The sequence below is a fragment of the Psychrobacillus sp. FSL W7-1493 genome, assembly GCF_038004905.1.
In the GTDB taxonomy this organism is placed as follows: Bacteria; Bacillota; Bacilli; order Bacillales_A; family Planococcaceae; genus Psychrobacillus.
Window position 1 is genome coordinate 111,096 of sequence record NZ_JBBOSB010000001.1, and the last position, 20,260, is coordinate 131,355.

18 protein-coding genes and 1 riboswitch are annotated in these 20,260 nt (G+C 38.6%); of the genes, 9 read left to right on the forward strand and 9 right to left on the reverse strand.

The genetic code is table 11. The features are described from left to right. The first annotated feature begins 19 nt into the window (after positions 1-19). The gene (locus MKX96_RS00550) at positions 20-1,081 is read left to right on the forward strand and encodes a CapA family protein (protein ID WP_340881287.1); all 1,062 of its coding nucleotides are present in this window, start codon (positions 20-22) and stop codon (positions 1,079-1,081) included. A gap of 20 nt (positions 1,082-1,101) precedes the next feature. After that, positions 1,102-1,710 (forward strand): SAM-dependent methyltransferase, encoded by a 609-nt coding sequence (locus tag MKX96_RS00555; RefSeq protein WP_340881289.1) that lies wholly within the window; start codon positions 1,102-1,104, stop codon positions 1,708-1,710. A gap of 24 nt (positions 1,711-1,734) precedes the next feature. On the opposite strand, the gene MKX96_RS00560 is transcribed toward MKX96_RS00555, so the two are convergent. From MKX96_RS00560 to MKX96_RS00580, 5 genes are all read right to left on the reverse strand, one after another. Next, positions 1,735-3,660 (reverse strand): translation factor GTPase family protein, encoded by a 1,926-nt coding sequence (locus MKX96_RS00560; RefSeq protein ID WP_340881290.1) that lies wholly within the window; start codon positions 3,658-3,660, stop codon positions 1,735-1,737. Positions 3,661-3,751: 91 nt separating this feature from the next. Further along, positions 3,752-4,618: a metal ABC transporter permease gene (locus MKX96_RS00565; protein WP_340881291.1), complete on the reverse strand. Its 867-nt coding sequence runs from the start codon at positions 4,616-4,618 to the stop codon at positions 3,752-3,754. Then, the gene (locus MKX96_RS00570) at positions 4,611-5,504 is read right to left on the reverse strand and encodes a metal ABC transporter permease (RefSeq protein WP_340881293.1); all 894 of its coding nucleotides are present in this window, start codon (positions 5,502-5,504) and stop codon (positions 4,611-4,613) included. Before MKX96_RS00570 ends, MKX96_RS00565 begins: the two co-directional genes overlap by 8 nt. 15 nt (positions 5,505-5,519) lie before the next feature. Then, positions 5,520-6,269, reverse strand: a complete 750-nt coding sequence (locus MKX96_RS00575) for a metal ABC transporter ATP-binding protein (RefSeq protein ID WP_340881294.1) — start codon at positions 6,267-6,269, stop codon at positions 5,520-5,522. Positions 6,270-6,280: 11 nt separating this feature from the next. After that, positions 6,281-7,198, reverse strand: a complete 918-nt coding sequence (locus MKX96_RS00580; protein WP_340881295.1) for a metal ABC transporter solute-binding protein, Zn/Mn family — start codon at positions 7,196-7,198, stop codon at positions 6,281-6,283. A 314-nt stretch (positions 7,199-7,512) separates the two neighbouring features. On the opposite strand from MKX96_RS00580, the gene MKX96_RS00585 reads away from it, so the two are divergent. Then, positions 7,513-7,689: a hypothetical protein gene (locus tag MKX96_RS00585; protein ID WP_169361273.1), complete on the forward strand. Its 177-nt coding sequence runs from the start codon at positions 7,513-7,515 to the stop codon at positions 7,687-7,689. A gap of 350 nt (positions 7,690-8,039) precedes the next feature. Here the strand turns inward: MKX96_RS00585 and MKX96_RS00590 are convergent, their stop codons facing one another. Next, on the reverse strand, positions 8,040-8,258 hold the full coding sequence (locus MKX96_RS00590) for a hypothetical protein (RefSeq protein ID WP_340881296.1): 219 nt from the start codon (positions 8,256-8,258) through the stop codon (positions 8,040-8,042). Between the two features lie 227 nt (positions 8,259-8,485). Continuing rightward, positions 8,486-8,671, reverse strand: a riboswitch (cobalamin riboswitch). Between the two features lie 99 nt (positions 8,672-8,770). Between MKX96_RS00590 and MKX96_RS00595 the strand changes: the two genes are divergently transcribed. Beyond that, positions 8,771-10,003, forward strand: a complete 1,233-nt coding sequence (locus tag MKX96_RS00595; RefSeq protein WP_340881297.1) for an MFS transporter — start codon at positions 8,771-8,773, stop codon at positions 10,001-10,003. Positions 10,004-10,024: 21 nt separating this feature from the next. Here the strand turns inward: MKX96_RS00595 and MKX96_RS00600 are convergent, their stop codons facing one another. Then, positions 10,025-10,927 carry an AraC family transcriptional regulator gene (locus MKX96_RS00600; protein WP_340881298.1) on the reverse strand — a complete coding sequence of 301 codons (903 nt, stop codon included), beginning with the start codon at positions 10,925-10,927 and terminating at the stop codon, positions 10,025-10,027. A 90-nt stretch (positions 10,928-11,017) separates the two neighbouring features. Here MKX96_RS00600 and MKX96_RS00605 point away from each other — a divergent pair, with 90 nt between their 5' ends. After that, positions 11,018-11,827, forward strand: coding sequence for a serine hydrolase (locus MKX96_RS00605; RefSeq protein WP_340881299.1), 810 nt, complete (start codon positions 11,018-11,020; stop codon positions 11,825-11,827). Between the two features lie 63 nt (positions 11,828-11,890). Here MKX96_RS00605 and MKX96_RS00610 read toward each other — a convergent pair whose 3' ends face one another. Then, positions 11,891-13,549, reverse strand: coding sequence for an FAD-binding dehydrogenase (locus MKX96_RS00610; RefSeq protein ID WP_340881300.1), 1,659 nt, complete (start codon positions 13,547-13,549; stop codon positions 11,891-11,893). Between the two features lie 151 nt (positions 13,550-13,700). Here MKX96_RS00610 and MKX96_RS00615 point away from each other — a divergent pair, with 151 nt between their 5' ends. From MKX96_RS00615 to MKX96_RS00625, 3 genes are all read left to right on the forward strand, one after another. Continuing rightward, the gene (locus tag MKX96_RS00615; protein ID WP_340881302.1) at positions 13,701-14,660 is read left to right on the forward strand and encodes a TRM11 family SAM-dependent methyltransferase; all 960 of its coding nucleotides are present in this window, start codon (positions 13,701-13,703) and stop codon (positions 14,658-14,660) included. Between the two features lie 18 nt (positions 14,661-14,678). Beyond that, on the forward strand, positions 14,679-15,323 hold the full coding sequence (locus tag MKX96_RS00620; RefSeq protein ID WP_169361267.1) for a LytTR family DNA-binding domain-containing protein: 645 nt from the start codon (positions 14,679-14,681) through the stop codon (positions 15,321-15,323). Between the two features lie 223 nt (positions 15,324-15,546). Next, the gene (locus tag MKX96_RS00625; RefSeq protein ID WP_169361266.1) at positions 15,547-17,064 is read left to right on the forward strand and encodes an acetyl-CoA hydrolase/transferase family protein; all 1,518 of its coding nucleotides are present in this window, start codon (positions 15,547-15,549) and stop codon (positions 17,062-17,064) included. Between the two features lie 343 nt (positions 17,065-17,407). Here the strand turns inward: MKX96_RS00625 and MKX96_RS00630 are convergent, their stop codons facing one another. Next, on the reverse strand, positions 17,408-18,226 hold the full coding sequence (locus MKX96_RS00630; RefSeq protein ID WP_251555656.1) for a YitT family protein: 819 nt from the start codon (positions 18,224-18,226) through the stop codon (positions 17,408-17,410). A gap of 491 nt (positions 18,227-18,717) precedes the next feature. On the opposite strand from MKX96_RS00630, the gene adh reads away from it, so the two are divergent. Continuing rightward, positions 18,718-20,238 carry an aldehyde dehydrogenase gene (gene adh, locus MKX96_RS00635; RefSeq protein ID WP_169359428.1) on the forward strand — a complete coding sequence of 507 codons (1,521 nt, stop codon included), beginning with the start codon at positions 18,718-18,720 and terminating at the stop codon, positions 20,236-20,238. The last annotated feature ends 22 nt before the right edge of the window (positions 20,239-20,260 follow it).

A 20,260-nucleotide genomic window follows, 5' to 3' on the forward strand; every position in this document is an offset into this window, starting at 1 on the left:
ATAGGAGGAGGTCTGAGGCATGAAATTTTTACTCTCTTTTCTATTACTATTTATCGTCGTTTTATCTTTTTTTAATGCACAAATAACAAATTCCTTTGAAGAAGATTTTTCTGGTAAACAGGTAACCAATTTTCATCAATTATACAAAGAGACTCAGATAGAGATAGGAATGGTAGGAGATGTTTTATTGCATAGTCCTCTCTATAATTACTCAAGCTTCCTACCATCTTTTCAAGAAGTGGAAAAAGAGTTGAAAAGCTTAGATTTTTTATTAGCAAATCAGGAATCTCCACCTGCAGGAACAACATTCGGCTTGTCTGGATACCCTAACTTTTCTAGTCCGTCTCATATTATTCGAGATCTTAAGGCGGTTGGTGTAGATCTCATCTCAAGCGCCAATAATCATACGCTAGACAAAAAGGAAGCAGGCTTATTAGCAGCTATTGAAACAATGGAAGCTAACGATATTCCTTACGTGGGAGCCCATAAATCAGTGGAGGACCAACAAACGGATAGGATATTCGAAGTGAAGGGTGTCAGATTAGGCTTTTTAAATTACACTTATGGGTTGAATGGACACCAGATACCTGAGGGAAAAGAATATTTAGTAAATCTAATAAATAAAGAACAAATAAAAAAAGATATTATAGCCTTAAAGTCCAAGGTAGATGTGGTAGTTCTAAGTATACATTGGGGAGAAGAGTACGCCCTAGAGCCAAGTGAACATCAAAAAGAGCTTGCCAAGTGGATGGCCGAGGCAGGCGCCGATGTAATTTTTGGTCACCATCCTCATGTCATTCAGCCCTATGAAAGAATAGCGACTAGCATGGGTGAAACCCATGTCTTCTACTCGCTAGGTAACTTCTTCTCTGCTCAACAGTTTGATAGCACCAACATTGGTGGAATTGCGAAGCTACAAATCACCAAAAGAGTAGTTCAAGAGAAAGTGATAATCCGTATTGAAAATCCTTCGTTTACAGGGACAATTGTGTCAAAAGGTAATCCATTTAAGGTATCATTACTGGAGGAAGCTAACAGTCAAAAAAATGACTGGGTCCAGCAGCATATTTTTGCTCAATAAAAAGAATCAAGGAGGTTGCGATGAAAGAGTCAGACTACGAACGATTATTAAGAATACAAACAGCTGGAATGAGGGAGTGGCAATATCAGTCCTCTCATTATAATCGTTACGAGGCAACCCCATATAGCGCATTACAGGTATTGTTTGAGGCCTATGATTGGAAGGCTTGTAACAGAATGTTAGACTTCGGATGCGGAAAAGGTAGAGTGCCGTTCTATGTGCATTATTTCCATAGCATCTCTGTAACAGGAATAGAGATGAGTGGTCAGCTTTATCAGCAGGCAATGGAAAACCTCATGAAGTATATGGAAAGAGCTAAGCCTACACGAGCATCCATTAGCTTTGAGTGCTGCTTGGCAGAGGAATACAAAATAGACGCTCAGGAAGATTGCTTCTATTTCTTTAATCCTTTCTCTACTCCTATATTTCAAAAGGTTGTTCATAATATTCTAGAGTCAGTAGATGAATCGGAGAGGACAGTAGATATCATTCTCTACTACCCAACCCCCGAATATCTTCAATTTTTGGAGCAGGAGACTGCTTTCAATCTATGGAAGGAAATACGTATACCCGAGCTCTATGAACAAAATCACAATGAGCGTTTTATGATTTATCGTTATGAAATATAAAAATAAGATATGGCCTGAAAAGTCTTATAGACAATGCATCGCTTTTTCAGCCTCGTACCAAGGAACTTTGTATCCAGTACCCTTTGCACAAAAGATAGAGGTAGAGGTGTATTCTGGATCTGCCTCTTTGTTGTACCCGATACTTTCTATTATCTCCTCTTGGTTATGGCAGCGATCATAGCCACTGTATAGCAGGCTGAGTGTCCCTTTGCCATGAGTGTAGGAAGCGAAGGTAGTGCTATAGCTCATAAAAGTAGCTACAGGTACTTTCCCCTTGACGATAACCTTATCGCCTACATTTTCTGGTGGATCAAATGTTCCGTGTGCCTGTTGGATATCTGAAAGAACTCTTCCGATTAAATCCATATTTACTTTAATTTTAAAATCATAAAAAGGCTCAAGTATTACATTTTGTGCCTTTTCTAAGCCTTGACGTAGTGCCCGGTAAGTCGCTTCTCTAAAGTCTCCACCTGAGGTATGTTCATTGTGTCCCCGCCCAGTTAGTAAAGTGATTTTAACGTCAGTAAGTGCAGAACCTGTCAGTAAACCATGGTGAGACTTCTCTAAAAGGTGATGCTGCACAAGGTTTTGGTTTCCTATAGACAGATCATTTGCATGGCAAATGTTATGAAAGGTCACTCCAGAACCTCTCTCTGCAGGCTCGATTAATAGGTGTACCTCAGCATAATGTTTTAATGGCTCAAAATGACCATAGCCCTTAACAGCGGTCTCAATCGTTTCCTTGTAAAGAATCTTAGGTTCTCCAAACATCACATCGAAATGAAAGCGCTCCTTAACAATTTGTACAAGCACCTCAAGTTGAATTACACCCATCACATGTACTTGGACCTCTTGAAAATACTCATCCCAATAAACCTGTAGGGATGGGTCCTCAGCGTCTAGTAGTCTAAAAGATTTCAGTACCTCTTTTACATGGGTGGAATCGTCGAAGATTACCTTAGACTTTAAAGTAGGTATTAAATCGAAATGTGTTTTACTTTGAGTAGCACCGATGGTATCTCCAATAGAAGCAGCGGTTAGCCCTGTCACAGCAACTAGTTCACCTGCATTCGCTTCATCGAGTGTCTTAAACTTGCTGCCATTATATTGACGAAGCTGTGTTATTTTCTCCTGTCCATCTCCAGTATTTATTTCGTCCCTTATTTTAAGTTTTCCGCCTAAAACCTTTAAAAAGGTAACTCGATTGCCACTCTCATCATGGCGTATCTTGTATACTTGAGCAGTAAAAGCTTGGTCAGTGTTATAGTCTGTTTCCGTAAGCAAGTCCAGTGATTCTAAAAAGTCCAACACTCCAATATCCTTTAAGGCTGAGCCAGATGCACAAGGAAATACGGTACATTCCTTAATCATTTGCTTGAATTTGCCTGTCCATAGCTGTTCATCAAACCCGGTTTCCATATAAGTATCTAAAAGGACCTCATCTCGTTCAGCGATAAACTCGATTAGTTCCTCCGTATATGCATTAGTTAGGTGACAGGCATCCTTCGATAAATTAGCTTGAATATCCTGTAAAACTGCCGCAGGATCGGTATCCTCGTAATCAGTTTTATTGATAAAGAAGAACGTGGGAATCTGATGCTTTCGAAGTAGCTGCCAAACTGTTTCCGTATGTCCTTCTACTCCATCTACGGCACTTATGATGATGATGGCGTAGTCCATTACTTGAATGGCCCGCTCCATTTCAGGAGAAAAGTCGACATGGCCTGGAGTATCGATAACATAATAAGTAGAGTTATTATAAGAAAATACTCCTTGGTCAGCGAAAATAGTAATACCTCTATTTTTTTCTATTAAATGACTATCGAGGAAGGAATCCTTATGGTCGACTCTTCCTCGCTGTCTAATTGTCTTTGTATGAAAGAGCAGTTGCTCTGAAAATGTGGTCTTTCCTGCATCGACGTGTGCAAGAATTCCAATAGTTTTATGCATAACATCACCCTCTGTTTATTCCTTTCTTGTATTATAGCAAAAGCAGTGATAAACAAAAGGTGAGAGGGAGTTATCGAGAAATAGCTTTCGGTCAATCTTTTTTCAGTGATACCCAAGCTTTCCAAAGCCATCCATCATGAGGCTTCAATAGAAAAACGAGCATAAAAAGAATGCCTATCATTGCTGCCATCATACCTGCAATAGAAGTGTTCCAAAGCTTTGCTAAGTAATAGCCAGATATAGCTGCTGTTATACCAAATGTCATGCTCCAAATAATCATACCGGGAACACTTTTGCTCATTAGATAGGCAGTAGCCGCAGGGCCGATTAGCATGGCAACGACCAATACTGCACCTACACTATCAAATGCAGCTACGGTCGTAAGGGAGACTAGTGTCATAAAGGAATAATGCATTCCCATGATAGGTAATCCAATAGAAATAGCGAACAATGGATCAAAGGTAGAGAGTTTAATTTCTTTATAAAACAATACTAAAAAAGCTATGTTTAGTAATAGAACAAACAGTAGCATCCAAACTGCTTTAGGCATTTCAAATCCTAATATACTCCATGTATCCCACGGTACGAACGCTATTTCCCCCATCAGCACATGCTCTACGTCTAAATGAACATTGCTTGCAAATAAGGTGATTAATAATACACCTAAGGCAAAAAGAGAGGTAAATACTACCCCTATAGCCGCATCCTCTTGCAAACCGCCTGATTGAAGCACCTGTACTAGAAAGGTGGTAAGCAATCCTGCAATAGCCGCTCCTATAAGCATCCAAACTCCATTTAATGATTGAGTGACCATAAAGGCGACCACAATTCCAAACAGAACTGTATGACTAATGGCGTCCGCAATCATTGCTGTTTTCCGTAGGATTAGAAAGACTCCGGTAAGACCACAGGTTATGCCAACAAGTGACCCAGTTAAAAGAACCCAAAACTCATTCATGGTTAGTCACCTCTCTTGCCACACGCTGTTGTTTAAATATACGTTTTTTCCGAAGCTTAGAAAGTAGCCCTCTTGTTGGTGCGAAAAAATAAGATATTAAAAACAATGAAGCAGCTGCCAAAACAATTATTGGGCCAGTGGATAAACCAGTGCGCAGAGAGCTAATCATGGTGCCAAGTGCTCCAGATAAAGCCCCAAAAAAGGCACTCGTGACCAAAATTACACCAAGGTGGCTAGACCAAAATCTAGCTGCAGCAGCAGGAATGATTAACATGGCGGCCATTAAAATAACTCCTACTGCCTGAATACCTGTGACTATAGTTAATACGGTCAAGGCAGTTAACAAGATACGTAGACGTTCTATTGGTAATCCAATACCCTTTGCAAAGACAGGATCAAAAATCATTAATTTCCATTCCTTAAAGAATAATAAACACATAGCAATGATTAATAGGGCGCTACCGGATAACCAGATTAAATCACTTTTAGCCATTGTAGCTGCCTTTCCAAATATAAAGTCATTTAAACCACTTTGGTTCCCGGTCCCGCTTTGGTTAACTATTGTTATTAATACAATTCCGATTCCAAAAAAGACGGATAATATTAAACCAATGGCTGCATCGGCCTTTAGCTTGGAATGATTCACAATCCATTGAATCATATATACAGAAAGGGTAGCGGTTATAGCGGCTCCTATCATGAGGATGGGTAAATCTTTTTTCTCAAATATTAAATAGGCTAGCGCAATGCCAGGAAGTGCAGCATGTGCTGCTGCATCTCCTACTAAGCTTTGCTTTTGAAGAAAGGCAAACGTTCCATTTAAACCAGCAGCTATCCCTAATAGAATAGCCCCAGCGAGAACCCAAAGTAAATTACCCGACAACATTACTGGTCACCTCTTTCATATGGCATTTTTTCCTGAAGTTGCTTGATCCATGAAAAAAAGCTTTCCACCGTATGCTTCTTGTAAATTAGCTGGAGTAAATGTAATGTCAGTAGGCCCGGCAGCAATAATTGTTTGGTTTAATAACACAATCCAATCAAAGTAATCAGCAGCTGTTTGCAAGTCATGGTGAACCACGAACACGGATTTACCTTGAGATTTTAACTCCTTCAAAATGGAAATAATCGTTCTCTCCGTGGCCGCGTCCACTCCCACAAATGGTTCATCCATGAAGTAAACCTCGGCTTCCTGTGCGAGAGCTCTAGCTAAAAAGACGCGTTGCTGTTGCCCTCCGGAAAGCTGGCCGATTGATTGTTCCGCATAGGCTTCCATTCCTACATTTTTTAAGCAATTCAGAGCAATTTGCTTATCTCTTAAAGAAGGTCTTCGAATTATTCCAATATGTCCATACCGCCCCATCAACACTACATCCAGTGCATTTGTTGGAAAGTCCCAATCTACAGCATTACGCTGAGGAACATATCCGACTACATGATCCTTGGGGTTCAGTGGTCGCTCTAAAATGGATATAGAGCCGGTTTTATTAGGTAGTTGATTTAGTACAGCTTTAATCAATGTCGATTTGCCAGCTCCGTTTGGTCCGATGATACCAGTTATTTGGCCATTGGGGATATTTAGGTTGATATTGCTTAATACAACCTTCTCCTCGTAAGCAACAGATAAATCCCTTACCTGTAATGCGTTCATTTCTTTGCCTCCTATTTAAGTGAATCTACAATTGTATTGACATTATGCGTATACATTCCTATATAAGTGCCATCCTCTGTGCCTTCTGCACCCATCGCATCCGAATATAGCTCCCCACCAATTTTTATCGTATGCCCTTTTTCCTTTGCACCCTCAATCACGGCATTCATCGCTTTATCTGAGACACTGGATTCTATAAATACTGCTTTGATATTTTGCTCTACTAAAAAATTTACAATGTTCTGTATATCCTTTAATCCGTATTCTGCTTCCGTACTGAGACCTTGTAATCCCCGTACTTCCAGTCCATTGCTTTTACCAAAATATTTAAAGGCATCATGAGCGGTAACAAGCACTCGTTGCTCTTCAGGTATTTCACTAATCCGTTTCTTCGTCCATTCATCTAATTGATCTAGTTCATCAAAGAACTTTGTTTCATTTTCTAAGAATTGATCTTTGTTAGAGGAAAATTCCTCGACGAGTGCTTTTGTTATTTCATGGGTAGCTATTTTCCAAACCTCAATATCGAACCAAATATGTGGATCAAATAATTCTGGATGAGCTTCGTCATTTAATATTCTATCCTTTGGAACAGCTTCTCCAATTGCCACTACTGATTTCTCCTTTTGCATTTTCTCAAAAATATCACTCATCTTCCCCTCAAGTTCTAGGCCATTATAAAAGATGATATCTGCATCTTCTAATACTTGTAGGTCCCCTTGTGTTGCCTTGTAAAGATGTGGATCTACACCTGGCCCCATTAAGGATTTAACCACCACATAATCGCCGGCAATCTTTTTAACCGCATCTCCAATTTGACCCGTAGTTGTGACTACTAGGGGCTTATCGTCATTAGCCTTCCCGGAATTATTGTCACTACAGCCAACCAATAAAAAACTCGCAATCAAAAAAACAAAGAACTTTTTCACTTAGCACACTCCTTTTCCTTTGTTATAAATTATTTCCTTAAGGAAACTTTTAGAATAAAAAAATATAATTTTCTTTCGTGATAATAAATTTCCTTAAGGAAAGATTTGTTCAATAGGTTAACATTTCGATTTTGAATTGTCAAACTAATTTATGTAAAATTGAAAAAAATGTGACTACATAATTTATGGGCACTATTCTCAAATTAAATAATATCGGTTACTGATTTTTTACAGTTCTTAAGAAAACGATTTTTTCGTATGACTTTTAGACAAGTGCTATACTGTAGAAACAATGATAGTGGGGAGGTAATGATATGCAATATTCAAAATCTAAAATGGAAGAGCTTGTGAAGTTTAGTCCAGACTTAGCAAAAAGATTGAAGGAAGTAATGAAGGAGCATGACTTAGAAAAAAGTTTTGCTTTGAAAGCTTTGTACCATTCAGAAGTAAAAGACGGCGGGAAATATCAAAGGGATTACCAGGATCTTTAAACTTGAGAAAAAGGAGGCTGGGTCAAACCTCTCCTCCAAATAAAAAGCCTCGAAAATTTTTACGAACTAGTAAAGTTTTTGGGCTCATATTCCATGATTTACAGTTGTTTTCCGTTACGGCAGAATCATTTCGGGGGAATGACTTCCATCTCCTCGTTGTTGTCTCCTCCTCTACAAACAACTAGAATAGAGAAATTCCTTAGAAGGAAGTATCTAGCAAAAAAATAGTAAAACGTGAAATCAAATAGACGATTTCACGTTTTTTATTTATTGATTAGTTATGTACCAAGCACTCTTTATGGAATCCTTTTAACACATGTAGCTGTCAAAAGGATGAATACTCCTAAGACTTACTCTTCTTTTTGTCCAGAAATCTCATTTTTCATTTGATGGTGTGCATCCATTAAATGACGATGCATAATTTTTTTTTCCTCTATGCTCGAGGTTGAATTAAGCTCAATGTCTTTTTTCAATTCCTCAAAGGTAGACTGTAGTGATATTGATGTATTTGTAACATGGTTTGTCATTAATACTTGTCTAAAGTATGCAATATAAATATCTTTTTTCATTTACAAATTCCTCTCTTTTGTACGTAAAAAAGCATCCTCTTTTTTATAAAAGAAGATGCTAGTTAGTATAATTTTTTGATCAGTACGATTAGAAACTTAATAAAATCCACTATGAAAACAGGACCGTAGTAGCCCCTGTAATTTTATTATGTTTTTCGTACGACAGTAAAATCAAGCAATTGCTTGTTCATAGCTGACTTAACACCCTCCTATCCGCGTAGGTTTTCGGTGTGTACTTGAAATAGGCAGGTCTCCTGGCTCATGTTCATAGCTCTTCTTTCCTTCCCGTTGTTACACAGTGGTTTATAAAGAATCGCTCCCATTTACAGTTGCGGGACAGCGTCGGTCTTTCACCGAACTTCCCTTTTAAGTTCTTTTGCTGACAAAAGAACACCTAAATCTACACATTATTTAATTGTTCTTTCAATATAACATAAAATCTATTCAATGTAGCAAATTTGGATAAGCGACAGGTTGCACCTCTTTTTATAATCATTGGAGAGGTGAGGTAAATGTTTTTGAATAGAACAAGGGATTCCTATCAGCTGTATATTTTTATTTGCTTTGTATCGCAATTATTTTTTACGTATATATTTACAGTCAGCTTGTTGTATCACGTGAGCGTAGTTAAGCTGGATCCGTTGCAACTTGTTTTGGTGGGAACGGTACTAGAGTTATCTGTATTTCTATTTGAAATTCCAACAGGAGTGGTATCCGACTTGAAGAGCCGAAAGCTGTCCATTATTATTGGGTATTTTTTAATAGGAATAGGTTTTTTATTAGAGGGATTGTTTCCCTACTTTTCGATAGTTTTATTGGCCCAAGTGGCGTGGGGGATAGGTTATACCTTTACAAGTGGATCTCAGCAAGCTTGGATTGCAGATGAAATAGGAGAAGAAAAAGCTTCTATGGCATATCTGAGGGGAGCCAAGGCTGGGAATTTGGGTCAACTAGTAGCCATACCGTTAAGTATTTTAACCGGTTATTACATGATTAATCTACCTATTATTATTGGAGGCCTTTGTATGATAGGCTTGGCTACTATTCTTATAGTCTTTATGAAAGAGGAGCATTTTAAACCAATTGAAAGAACGGATAGAATCACTACATTTGAGGCTATGAAACAGAATGTAAGTAAGATTATTCTTTTTTCCAAAACTAGCTTTATCCTACGTATGCTCTTTCTAATTGCACTAATTATAGGTTTTTATAGTGAAGGCTTTGATCGTCTATGGCTTGCTCACGTGCTTGATACAACGTTCATAAGCAGTTTGCGAAATGAACAGCTAGTGCTATTGACGGGCGGCTTTCAACTAGTAGTTGTTCTAGTGTCGTTTATAGTACTCCACTTTTTAAACAAAAGCACAATCTATCAGGAATTACATCGGATATACATTGCTCTTTTTATAGGGAGCATCAGCCTGGTGATTGCATTAATAGGCTTTGCGGTTTCCAGGTACTTCATCGGCTTGTTTATATGCTATGTTTTCATTCAAGTGAGTCGAAAAGTTATGTACCCATTGGAGGATATTTGGTTAAATAAACTCATTAAGGACTCCTCGACTCGTGCAACGTTCTTTTCTGTAAAGGGGCAAGTCGATGCAATAGGGCAAATAAGTGGAGGACCGTTTATTGGCTATATTGCCACAAGCTTTACTATTAGGACGGCTATTATAGTAAGTGCAATAATTTTAAGCCCAGTCCTGTTCTTATATCGTTTTCTTTTAAGAAAAGCTAAGGGCTAGTGCTTCAAATCCTGCCGAACCTTATAGTTTCTCTTTAATCGGCAGGTAAATTTCCATATAGATTTTGTCATACTCCCAATCATGGCAGTGTTCATCATAGTATTCAAAATCGTAACTACCTTCATCTACTTCATACTGAGAGTTCGGGAGCCAGTCCTCTAAAATATACTGCCAAGTTCCTTTTATAGAGGAAACAAAGTGCTCTTCTAGTACCAAAGGGGTTTTAAATACTGCATATGTTGCCGCTTTAACCTGTAACTTAATGATTCCCTCCGGTATGGTTGTTCCCTCGTCATAATTTACGGCAAAAAGATAGGTGAAATGATTTTCTAGCTCTGGTCCGCTAAGGTTAAAGCAATACTCTCCGTGTATTTTAGGCGACAGAAGATCATATAAAGTGGCTTCAATAGATTCTTCAGAAGGTATTCTTTGATCCCAAAAAGCAGGAGCATCTCTTGTATAAGTTATATTCTTTAACCGTGTTTCAAATGTCTTTCCTGCAACCATAAAAGGTGGGAGAGATATAATCTTAGGTTGAAGAACTATTCCGCCAGTTTTCTTTTGTAGAAGACTTTCTAAACACAACTTTTGTGGAAATGATATGGGACAATGCATCCTATACAAGCTTGGGGGACTACCAAAACAGCGCTTAAACGATTTTGTAAATCCAGCGTGTGTTTCAAAACCATATTCTACTGCTATATCAATAATTCTTTTTCCCTGAAGGAGATCTACCAAAGCAAATTGTAACTTCCTTTTTTGTACATAATCCATGGGGGTATAACCAGTTGCTTGATGAAAAATACGAGAAAAATGAAAGGGAGAGTAACCGATTAGCTGTGCTAGGTTATCAGTTTTCATATCTTCTTTAATGTGATTGTCGATATGATCGATTACCTTTTGTAACAATAATAGTTGAGTCATATAAATACTCCTTGTAGATTAAATTTTCAAAAAATATAATATACTTTAGTCTATAATAAAAGAAATAGAATGACTAGAGGAGGCTGGATAGTGGAGGAGCTTAGAAGCAAGGTTCAAAAGTTGATTGCACCTTCCAAGGGGACTTGGGGAATTGTATTAGAGGATTTGAATACAGGTGAAAAGTGGGAGCACAATGAACAAGAGCTGTTTTACGCAGCGAGTGTTATTAAAGTGCCGATCATGGCTGCTGTTTTTCAGGCGTTGGAACGTAAGCAGTTGTCACTGAGTGATTTAATTAGCCTAAAAAAGGAGGAGTATGTAGGAGGGTCCGGTGTTCTCCAGCATTTAACTCCAGGTACTTCTCTGCCACTATCGGATATCATTCTTCTGATGATCATTCAAAGCGATAATACGGCTACTAATCTATTAATAGATTTAGTTGGAGTAGAAAACATTCAACAGACCATGAAAGATGCTGGTATGGTATATAGTACATTTTATAACAAGCTTATGTTGAGTAAACCCAATCCACTTGGTTCTAATCGCATTGCTGCAAAAGATGTTGGCATCTTGCTGACTAAAATGGCTCAAGGAGAACTGGTTAGTACTGAAGCAAGTAAACTAATGATCGATATTATGAAAAAACAACAAGTTCGAGATTGTTTGCCGGAAAAGCTTCCTTCTCCGTATTCTAACTTTAACAATGGAATGCCTGCTTGGGAATTTGCAAACAAAACTGGTTGGATACCGGGTACTCGACATGATGTGGGTATATTTTTTGTTGGAAATAGAAAACTAGTTGTAACCGTGCTCTCGGAGCAAGAGGATGACGTCCTTTCCAAAAGGATACTCTCTCAAATAGGCAACGAAATATATCATTATTTATGTAAGGAAGTATAGAGAATATTATTCTTTTCCAAAAGAAAAACTTTGACAGGTTGTAGTCAAAGTTTTTTTATATATTCACTCGGATAAGTCGTTGGCTAAAGCTCTGCCTACTTCTCTTCCGGTAAATAGACATCCTCCTAAAAAGGTTCCCTCTAACGCACGGTATCCATGCATTCCACCACCACCAAAGCCTGTGACCTCTCCAGCAGCGTATAGGCCGGGAATAGATGTACCTGCTGAGTTCAGCACACGACCGCCTAAATCCGTTTGCAGCCCTCCCAATGTTTTACGAGTTAGGATATTCAAACGAACTGCAATCAACGGACCATTTTTTTCATCTAACATTTTATGTGGTGCTGCTACACGTATGAGCTTGTCTCCAATATAATGACGGGCTCCCCTTAGTGCAGTGATTTGTAGGTCCTTTGTAAACTTATTATCCATCTCACGGTCACGAGCTAAAATTTGTTTTTCTATATGTTCGTAGTTTAATAAGCTATTGCCGACCACTTTATTCATTCCATCTACAAGGTCTTTCAAATTAGTAGCAACAACAAAGTCCTCACCCTTATCCATAAAAGCCTTAACTGGAGCTGTTGGACCTGGTAAAACTCGTTTTAGCACTTGTTTAATGCTTTTTTCAGTAAGGTCAGGATTTTGTTCTGAGCCCGACAGTGCAAACTCCTTCTCGATTATTTTTTCGGTAAGTATAAACCAAGAGTAATCATATCCAGTATCCTGGATGGCCTTTAATGTACCTAATGTATCAAAGCCTGGAAAGTTAGGAGCAGGAAAGCGATTACCCTCTGCATCTAACCAAATAGAAGAGGGACCTGGTAGTATACGAATTCCATGGTTCTTCCAGATTGGGTTCCAATTTTTAATGCCTTCCGTGTAGTGCCACATTCTATCTTTATTGACTAAACGACCTCCTGCTTTTTCTGTAATTCCCATCATTCGACCGTCTACATACTCTGGCACCCCAGAAATCATATTGGTAGGAGGGGTCCCAAGACGTGCAGGCCAATTTTGCCGTACTAGATCAAGATTAGCTCCTATACCTCCACTTGTTACTATTACAGCTTTAGAGTTGTAGTCAAATTTGTCCATCACTTCTCTGGAGCTAGGTTGCCCTCGTTCTACGTTACTTGGTATTAAAATGGAGCCACTAACTCCGATGACCGTACCGTTATTAGTTATCAAATGCTCTACTTGATGACGTGGCTTATAAGTAACCAATCCCTCGGATATTGCTCCTTGCACCTGTTTTTTAAACGGAGCAACAATTGCTGGGCCTGTACCCCATACAATATGAAAGCGAGGAACTGAATTGCCGTGTCCTTCAGCTAGATAACCTCCACGTTCTGCCCATCCAACTACGGGGAAGAATCGAATTCCTTTTTTATGCAGCCAGTCTCTTTTTTCCTCATGGGCAAATCGTACATAAGCCTCTGCCCATTTTTTTGCCCAGTATTCTTCTTCGTTATCTCCATCAAACCCCGCTGTCCCTAACCAGTCCTGCCATGCGAGCTCATAGGAGTCCTTAATACCCATCCTTCTTTGTTCAGGAGAATCTACAAGAAATAACCCTCCAAACGACCACCAGGCTTGACCGCCTAGAGAACTTTCCGGTTCTTGATCCAATAACAAAACTCGCTTTCTAGCATCTACTAACTCAGCTGTTGCCACGAGCCCTGCTAAGCCGGCTCCTACAACGATTACATCAAATTCCATTCGCTTATCCCCTTTTTAAATATCTAATAGTTCTGAAAATTACTATCGATCCTATTATACTTCCTTTTTATGCTAATTAACTATTGGGTTATGATAACGGACTTTAAAAAGTACCACATGTTATAATAAAAATATTATTGGAGGTAATACGTTGAAAAATTTAAACGATCATCCGTCATTTATTTATACATTTGCTTATAACGATGCAGAACGCTCTCTTTGTCATCTAGAGATGCGCTCTTTTTTTGGGTACGATACAGACATGAAAATACTTAAAAGTGATACAAAGATAGATCCTAGTAGAAGTCCATTCATGAAGGGAAGAATGGATATCTTAGCGGAGGGGGACACTGTAGAAGAAATTATTGCTGCTGCCCATTTATTTGGTAAAGAAGGAGAAACCAACAAAGTGATCTTTCTTAAAATAAATGATAGGCAAGGTGAGGATAAGATTGAAAACAAGGAGCGTCTCCACATTGAACGAGCTATTGGATCAGAGATGAAGGGAGATTTTGACCTTCATAATCCAGAACAATTCTTTGCAATAGCTCCATACCAACAGCGATGGTATTTTGGTACTTATACAAAGAGTGAACCTATTTGGTTTAATCATATAAAAAAACCAAAAGAATATTCTACTGCCCTAAGTACGAGAGTAGCTAGAGCTGTAGCTAATATAGCCGTTCCTCATCCTTCAGGCGTACGAGCAATCGACCCGTGCTGTGGAATTGGAACTGTCCTAGTAGAAGCGAGATCTATGGATATCGATATTGTAGGAAGAGATATTAATCCCTTAGTTTGTATAGGATCCAGAGAAAATCTGGCTTATTTTGGGCTAACTGGACAGGTAGAGAAGGGTGCTATTCAAGACATAGAGGAAGCCTATGACGTAGCGATTATCGACTTACCTTATAATTTATATACTCATGCCTCATGGGAGGAACAACTGACCATATTAAAGCATGCGAAAAGGATTGCTAAGCGGGTAGTCATTGTCACAATCGAATCTATGGATGATCGGTTAGAATCGATTGGTCTTCATATAAAGGATCGCTGTATTACAACGAAACAACAGTTTGAGCGAGAGATTTTAGTTTGTGAATCAAAGTAGTGAAAGGGGGAGAAAAGGGTGCATGAGCTCTCTTTAGGTGGACTTTTAGATGTAGTTGGCCAGTTATTTTCGGACGAAATATCCATAGCCGTTTCAGACAAAGAAAAGTATATATACTATAGACCAAGCACACGCATTGATTTAAAGATAAAACCAGGGGACCCTATAAAGGAAGGAACTTTAGCGTATAAAGCGCTGCATAGTAACCAAAAGGTCTCTGAGTTTATCAATCGAGAAATGTTTGGGATTCCTTATCATGGGATGGCTGTACCCTTGCAGCACAACGGTGAGGTAGAAGGAACTGTTTTAGCCATCTATCCTGCTCTTACAGATGGAAAATCAGTTATTACAGTCAAAACACTAGACGGCTGGATGCCTGTTCCTTTTTCAGATGTTATCTATTTAGAAGCAAGAGATAGAAAAACGAGAATCGTGACTAAAAATTTTACTGGTACACATGCTGGTTCACTCCAGGATTTTGAATATAGACTACCAAGAGAATCCTTTATACGGTGTCACCGTTCTTTTATCGTCAATGTGCATCAGATTAAAGAAATATACCCGGATACACATTCTACCTTTGTATTAGCTATGCAAACCGGAGAAAAGGTATCTGTTAGCCAGTCGTATTCTAGCTATTTTAGGAAATTATTAGGTTTTTAAAAAAAAGGCATGGATAAGGGGTTAATCTCTTTTTATTCAAGCTTTTTTTATTTATTCCTTTTTTTGATATAGCAAAATATGAATTTTTTTAAAATCCATTCTGTTTTAGTCATTATTTTTTCTGCTTCATTCATTTTATAAGTGTCTTTGACTGTTTTTATCAAATTTGTGACGATACGAAGTAAAATAATTAGACAAGGCAACTAATGAGGGGGATGTCTGTATGTTAAAAGAACTTAATCGTATAAAAAATACTAAATTACATAGCTTAATAGTAAGCGCAGAAGAAGCGGCTTCCTGGATTCAAGACGGAATGACTTTAGGATTAAGCGGATTTACACGTGCGGGTGATGCGAAAGCGGTGCCATTAGCATTAGTAGATAGAGCTAAGAAAGATACTTTTAAAGTTAACGTATTTACAGGAGCTTCAGTAGGCTCTGACATAGATAAGCTTCTATCAGAAGCAGGAATCATTAATAAACGTTTACCATTCCAGGCGGATGCAACTATGAGAAAGCATATTAATGCAGGTGATCATCTATTTGTTGACCAACACTTATCTCATACATCCGAATTAATTCGTAACGGGGTTTTACCTACAATTGACTTCGCTATTGTGGAAGCGGTTTCAATCACAGAGGATGGAATGATTATACCAACTACTTCAGTTGGTAACTCTGCAACCTTTGTTACTCATGCAAATAACATTATTATTGAAATAAACTTAGCGCAACTTGAGGAGTTCGAAGGCTTACATGATGTTTATGAGCCAGTCGCACAAGGAGACAATAGACAACCAATCCCTGTAACCTCCGTAGGTGAACGAATTGGTACCATTGGTATCCCTTTTGATGCATCTAAGGTTAAAGGAATCGTTTTTACTAAGTATTTGGATTCTCCATCTACAATTGTTCCTCCGGATGAGGAAACAAAGGAAATGGCAGATCACTTAATCACTTTCCTTCGTGAGGAAGTAAAGGCTGGAAGATTAACAGAGAAGCTAGCGCCTATTCAAGCTGGTATAGGCTCTGTCGCTAATGCCGTATTACACGGAATGATTGATTCGGAATTTGAGAACCTTGAGGTTTACTCCGAAGTATTGCAAGACTCTGTTTTTGATTTGATCGATGCAGGAAAGGTCGACTTTGCTTCTGGATGTTCGGTTACACTATCAGAAGAAAAGATGAACCAGGTATTCGGTAGCTTCGATCAATATCGTGAAAAGCTTGTGTTAAGACCACAGGAGATTACAAATCATCCAGAAATAATCCGTCGTCTTGGACTAATCTCTATTAATACAGCGTTAGAGTTTGATATATACGGAAATGTAAACTCTACACACGTATGTGGTACAAAGATGATGAATGGTATCGGAGGTTCCGGAGACTTTGCACGCAATGCCAAACTGGCTATATTTGTAACCAAATCTATTGCTAAGGGTGGAAATATCTCTAGTATCGTTCCATTTGTATCTCATGTCGATCATACCGAGCATGACGTAGATGTAGTAGTGACAGAGCAAGGCTATGCTGATTTACGCGGTTTAGCTCCTCGAGAGCGTGCATCTTTAATTATTAATAATTGTGTGCATCCAATGTATAGAGACCAGTTAAGCAGTTATTTCGTGGAGGCCCTAACTAGAGGCGGACAAACTCCTCATGTATTAGAGAAAGCATTCTCTTTCCACACGAAATTTGCTGAAACTGGAACTATGTTAGATAAAGAAGAATCATTAGCTTAAAACCAATAAAACCCCGTATCCTTCTACAAGGTACGGGGTTTTAATATGCAAAATAAAAAGTAGTGGTAAAAATAGGCGGTTGCGCTTTTCTCGATGTCTAGCTGCACCGCCTTGCCCCTCGGGGTCAAATGGAGAAAAGCTCCTGTGGCTGAGGAACTGCCTCCTCGTTTTTCCCCATTTGCCTGTCGGGGCAGAGATAGGCGGTTGCGCTTTTCTGGATGTCTAGCTGCACCGCCTTGCCCCTCGGGGTCAAATGGGAAAAAACTGCGGTGGCTGAAGAACTGCCTCCTCGCATTTCCCCATTTGCCTGTCGGGGCAGACATAGGCGGTTGCGCTTTTCTTGTTAATGAATGTCTTTTTTCTTAAATCTGCCGCCTTGTACCTCGGCTATGTTGCCTACTGCTAAAAAGGCATGGGAATCTATTTCTTCCACAATAGATTTTAGCTTGGCTTCCTCTAATCGAGTAACAACTGTAAAGATTACCTTCTTACTATCTCCTGTATAGGCACCTTCCCCATGAAGATATGTTACTCCCCGACCAAGACGGTCCATGACAGTATCACCAATAATCTCAACTTTATCACTAATAATAAAGACGGATTTAGATTCATCTAAACCTTGAATAACGATATCAATAGTTTTAAATGCTACAAAGTAGGCTAAAAAGGAATACATAGCTTGCTCCCAAGTGAAAACGAAACCGGCAACAGAGAATATGACTAGATTTATTATCATAATAATCTCGCCAACTGAAAAAGGTAATGCTTTATTAAAAAGAATAGCTAAAATTTCAGAGCCATCCAAGGAACCTCCATGACGAATAACTAATCCTACTCCGACGCCAAGAACGATGCCTCCAAATACAGTTGATAGGAGTAAATCCTTTGTAAAAGCATCAATATGGTGTAAATAAGATGTACAGAGTGACAGTATAGTAATACCAAAAAGAGTGGATAGTGCAAAGGTTTTTCCGATTTGCTTGTATCCTAAGAAAAAGAATGGAATGTTTAGTATGAAGATAAAAACTCCTAATCTTACTCCCGTTAGATGTGAAATAATGATAGAAACTCCTACTACTCCACCATCGAGAATTTGATTGGGAACTAAGAAAAGTTCTAGACCGACGGCCATCAGGATAGCTCCAATTGCTATCATGATCATGCGCCCAGCAACAACTTTTTTGGGGGTTTTTCTGTGAGGTATTTTAACTTTTGCCAGCTCAATCGCTATATCACTCAATTTAATCTCCTCTTTTCTAAAAAATAGCCATTCTTCTATTTTATAAAAAAATTCAAAAAATTAAAAGAGTGTTTTCTATATATTAATAAAATTATCCAAAAAATGTTATAAGCATGTTTAATCTATCTATTTAAATTTATGTAGTCCTTTCTGAAAAGAATAATGAAGGCTTTAATATTGCACGTGGCTGATAGAGGAATTATGAAAATAACAGAGCCCATCTTTAAATAAGTTTATCAAATTATATAATTTGAATATTCATTTTAATCTGTTAATATTATTGTAAGATTGATATTATTAGAGGGGGGATATAAGATTCATCTCATGGAAAGTAATTGAAAATGTAAGCGCATACATAATTATTCTTTTGCATATTATTTAAATGCGCAAAAAAATGTGGGGGAGGAATAGGGATGGTTTATGCATTTCCTAATACTGAAGGGGCAAAGGTTTCCTTTAAGGACAAGTATGATAATTATATCAACGGAGAGTGGACACCACCGGTTAATGGGCAGTACTTTGAGAATGTCACTCCTGTGACAGGAAAGGTATTTACAATGGTTGCTCGTTCCACATCGGAGGATATTGAATTGGCTTTAGATGCAGCTCATGCCGCCAAGGAAGCTTGGGGATTGACATCGGTAACTGAGCGATCAAATATTTTGAACAAAATTGCTAACCGTTTAGAAGAAAATTTAGAAATGTTAGCTATTGCAGAGACTTGGGATAACGGTAAAGCGGTACGAGAGACTTTAAATGCTGATTTACCTTTAGCTATTGATCACTTTCGTTATTTTGCTGGTGCCATAAGAGCACAAGAAGGTCGACTTAGCCAAATAGACAATGATACAGTTGCATATCATTTCCATGAACCTCTTGGTGTAGTGGGACAAATTATTCCTTGGAATTTCCCTATCCTAATGGCAGTATGGAAGCTAGCCCCGGCCTTAGCAGCTGGTAACTGTGTCGTGCTAAAACCAGCAGAGCAAACGCCAGCCTCTATATTAGTACTAATGGAGCTGATTGAGGATTTACTTCCCGCTGGCGTGGTGAATATCGTAAATGGATTTGGCTTAGAAGCTGGTAAACCTTTAGCCTCTAGTCCTAGAATCAGTAAAATTGCCTTTACCGGAGAAACTACCACTGGCCGTTTAATCATGCAGTATGCTTCTCAAAACCTTATTCCAGTAACACTAGAGCTTGGTGGGAAATCACCAAATATCTTCTTTGAGGACATAATGGATGAAGATGATGCATTTTTAGACAAAGCAATAGAGGGCTTTGTATTGTTCGCTTTAAATCAAGGAGAAGTGTGTACATGTCCTTCAAGGGTGCTTATTCAAGAGTCTATTTATGATAAGTTTATGGAACGAGTAATTGCTCGAGTGGAGTCTATTAACATAGGAAATCCTTTAGACCCTGATGTAATGATGGGAGCACAGGCTTCCACAGAGCAAATGGAGAAAATTCTATCCTACTTGGATATTGGAAAACAAGAGGGAGCAGAGTGCCTGATCGGTGGCGAACGGAATACATTAGAAGGTGAATTGGCAGAGGGCTATTACATTAAGCCGACAGTCTTTAAGGGTCATAACAAAATGCGTATATTCCAGGAAGAAATTTTTGGTCCAGTGGTGTCGGTTACCACATTTAAGACGAAAGAAGAAGCTCTGGAAATTGCTAATGACACGTTATACGGCTTAGGTTCTGGAATATGGACACGCAATATGAATACAGCATATCGTTTTGGACGTGCTATTCAAGCAGGACGTGTATGGACAAATTGTTATCATCAATACCCGGCCCATGCTGCTTTCGGAGGCTACAAAATGTCTGGAATAGGCCGAGAAAATCATTTGATGATGCTCAGTCACTATCAACAAACCAAAAATCTATTAGTGAGCTATAGTGAAAATAAATTAGGATTCTTTTAAGCAACAGAGAGGATGAATGTAG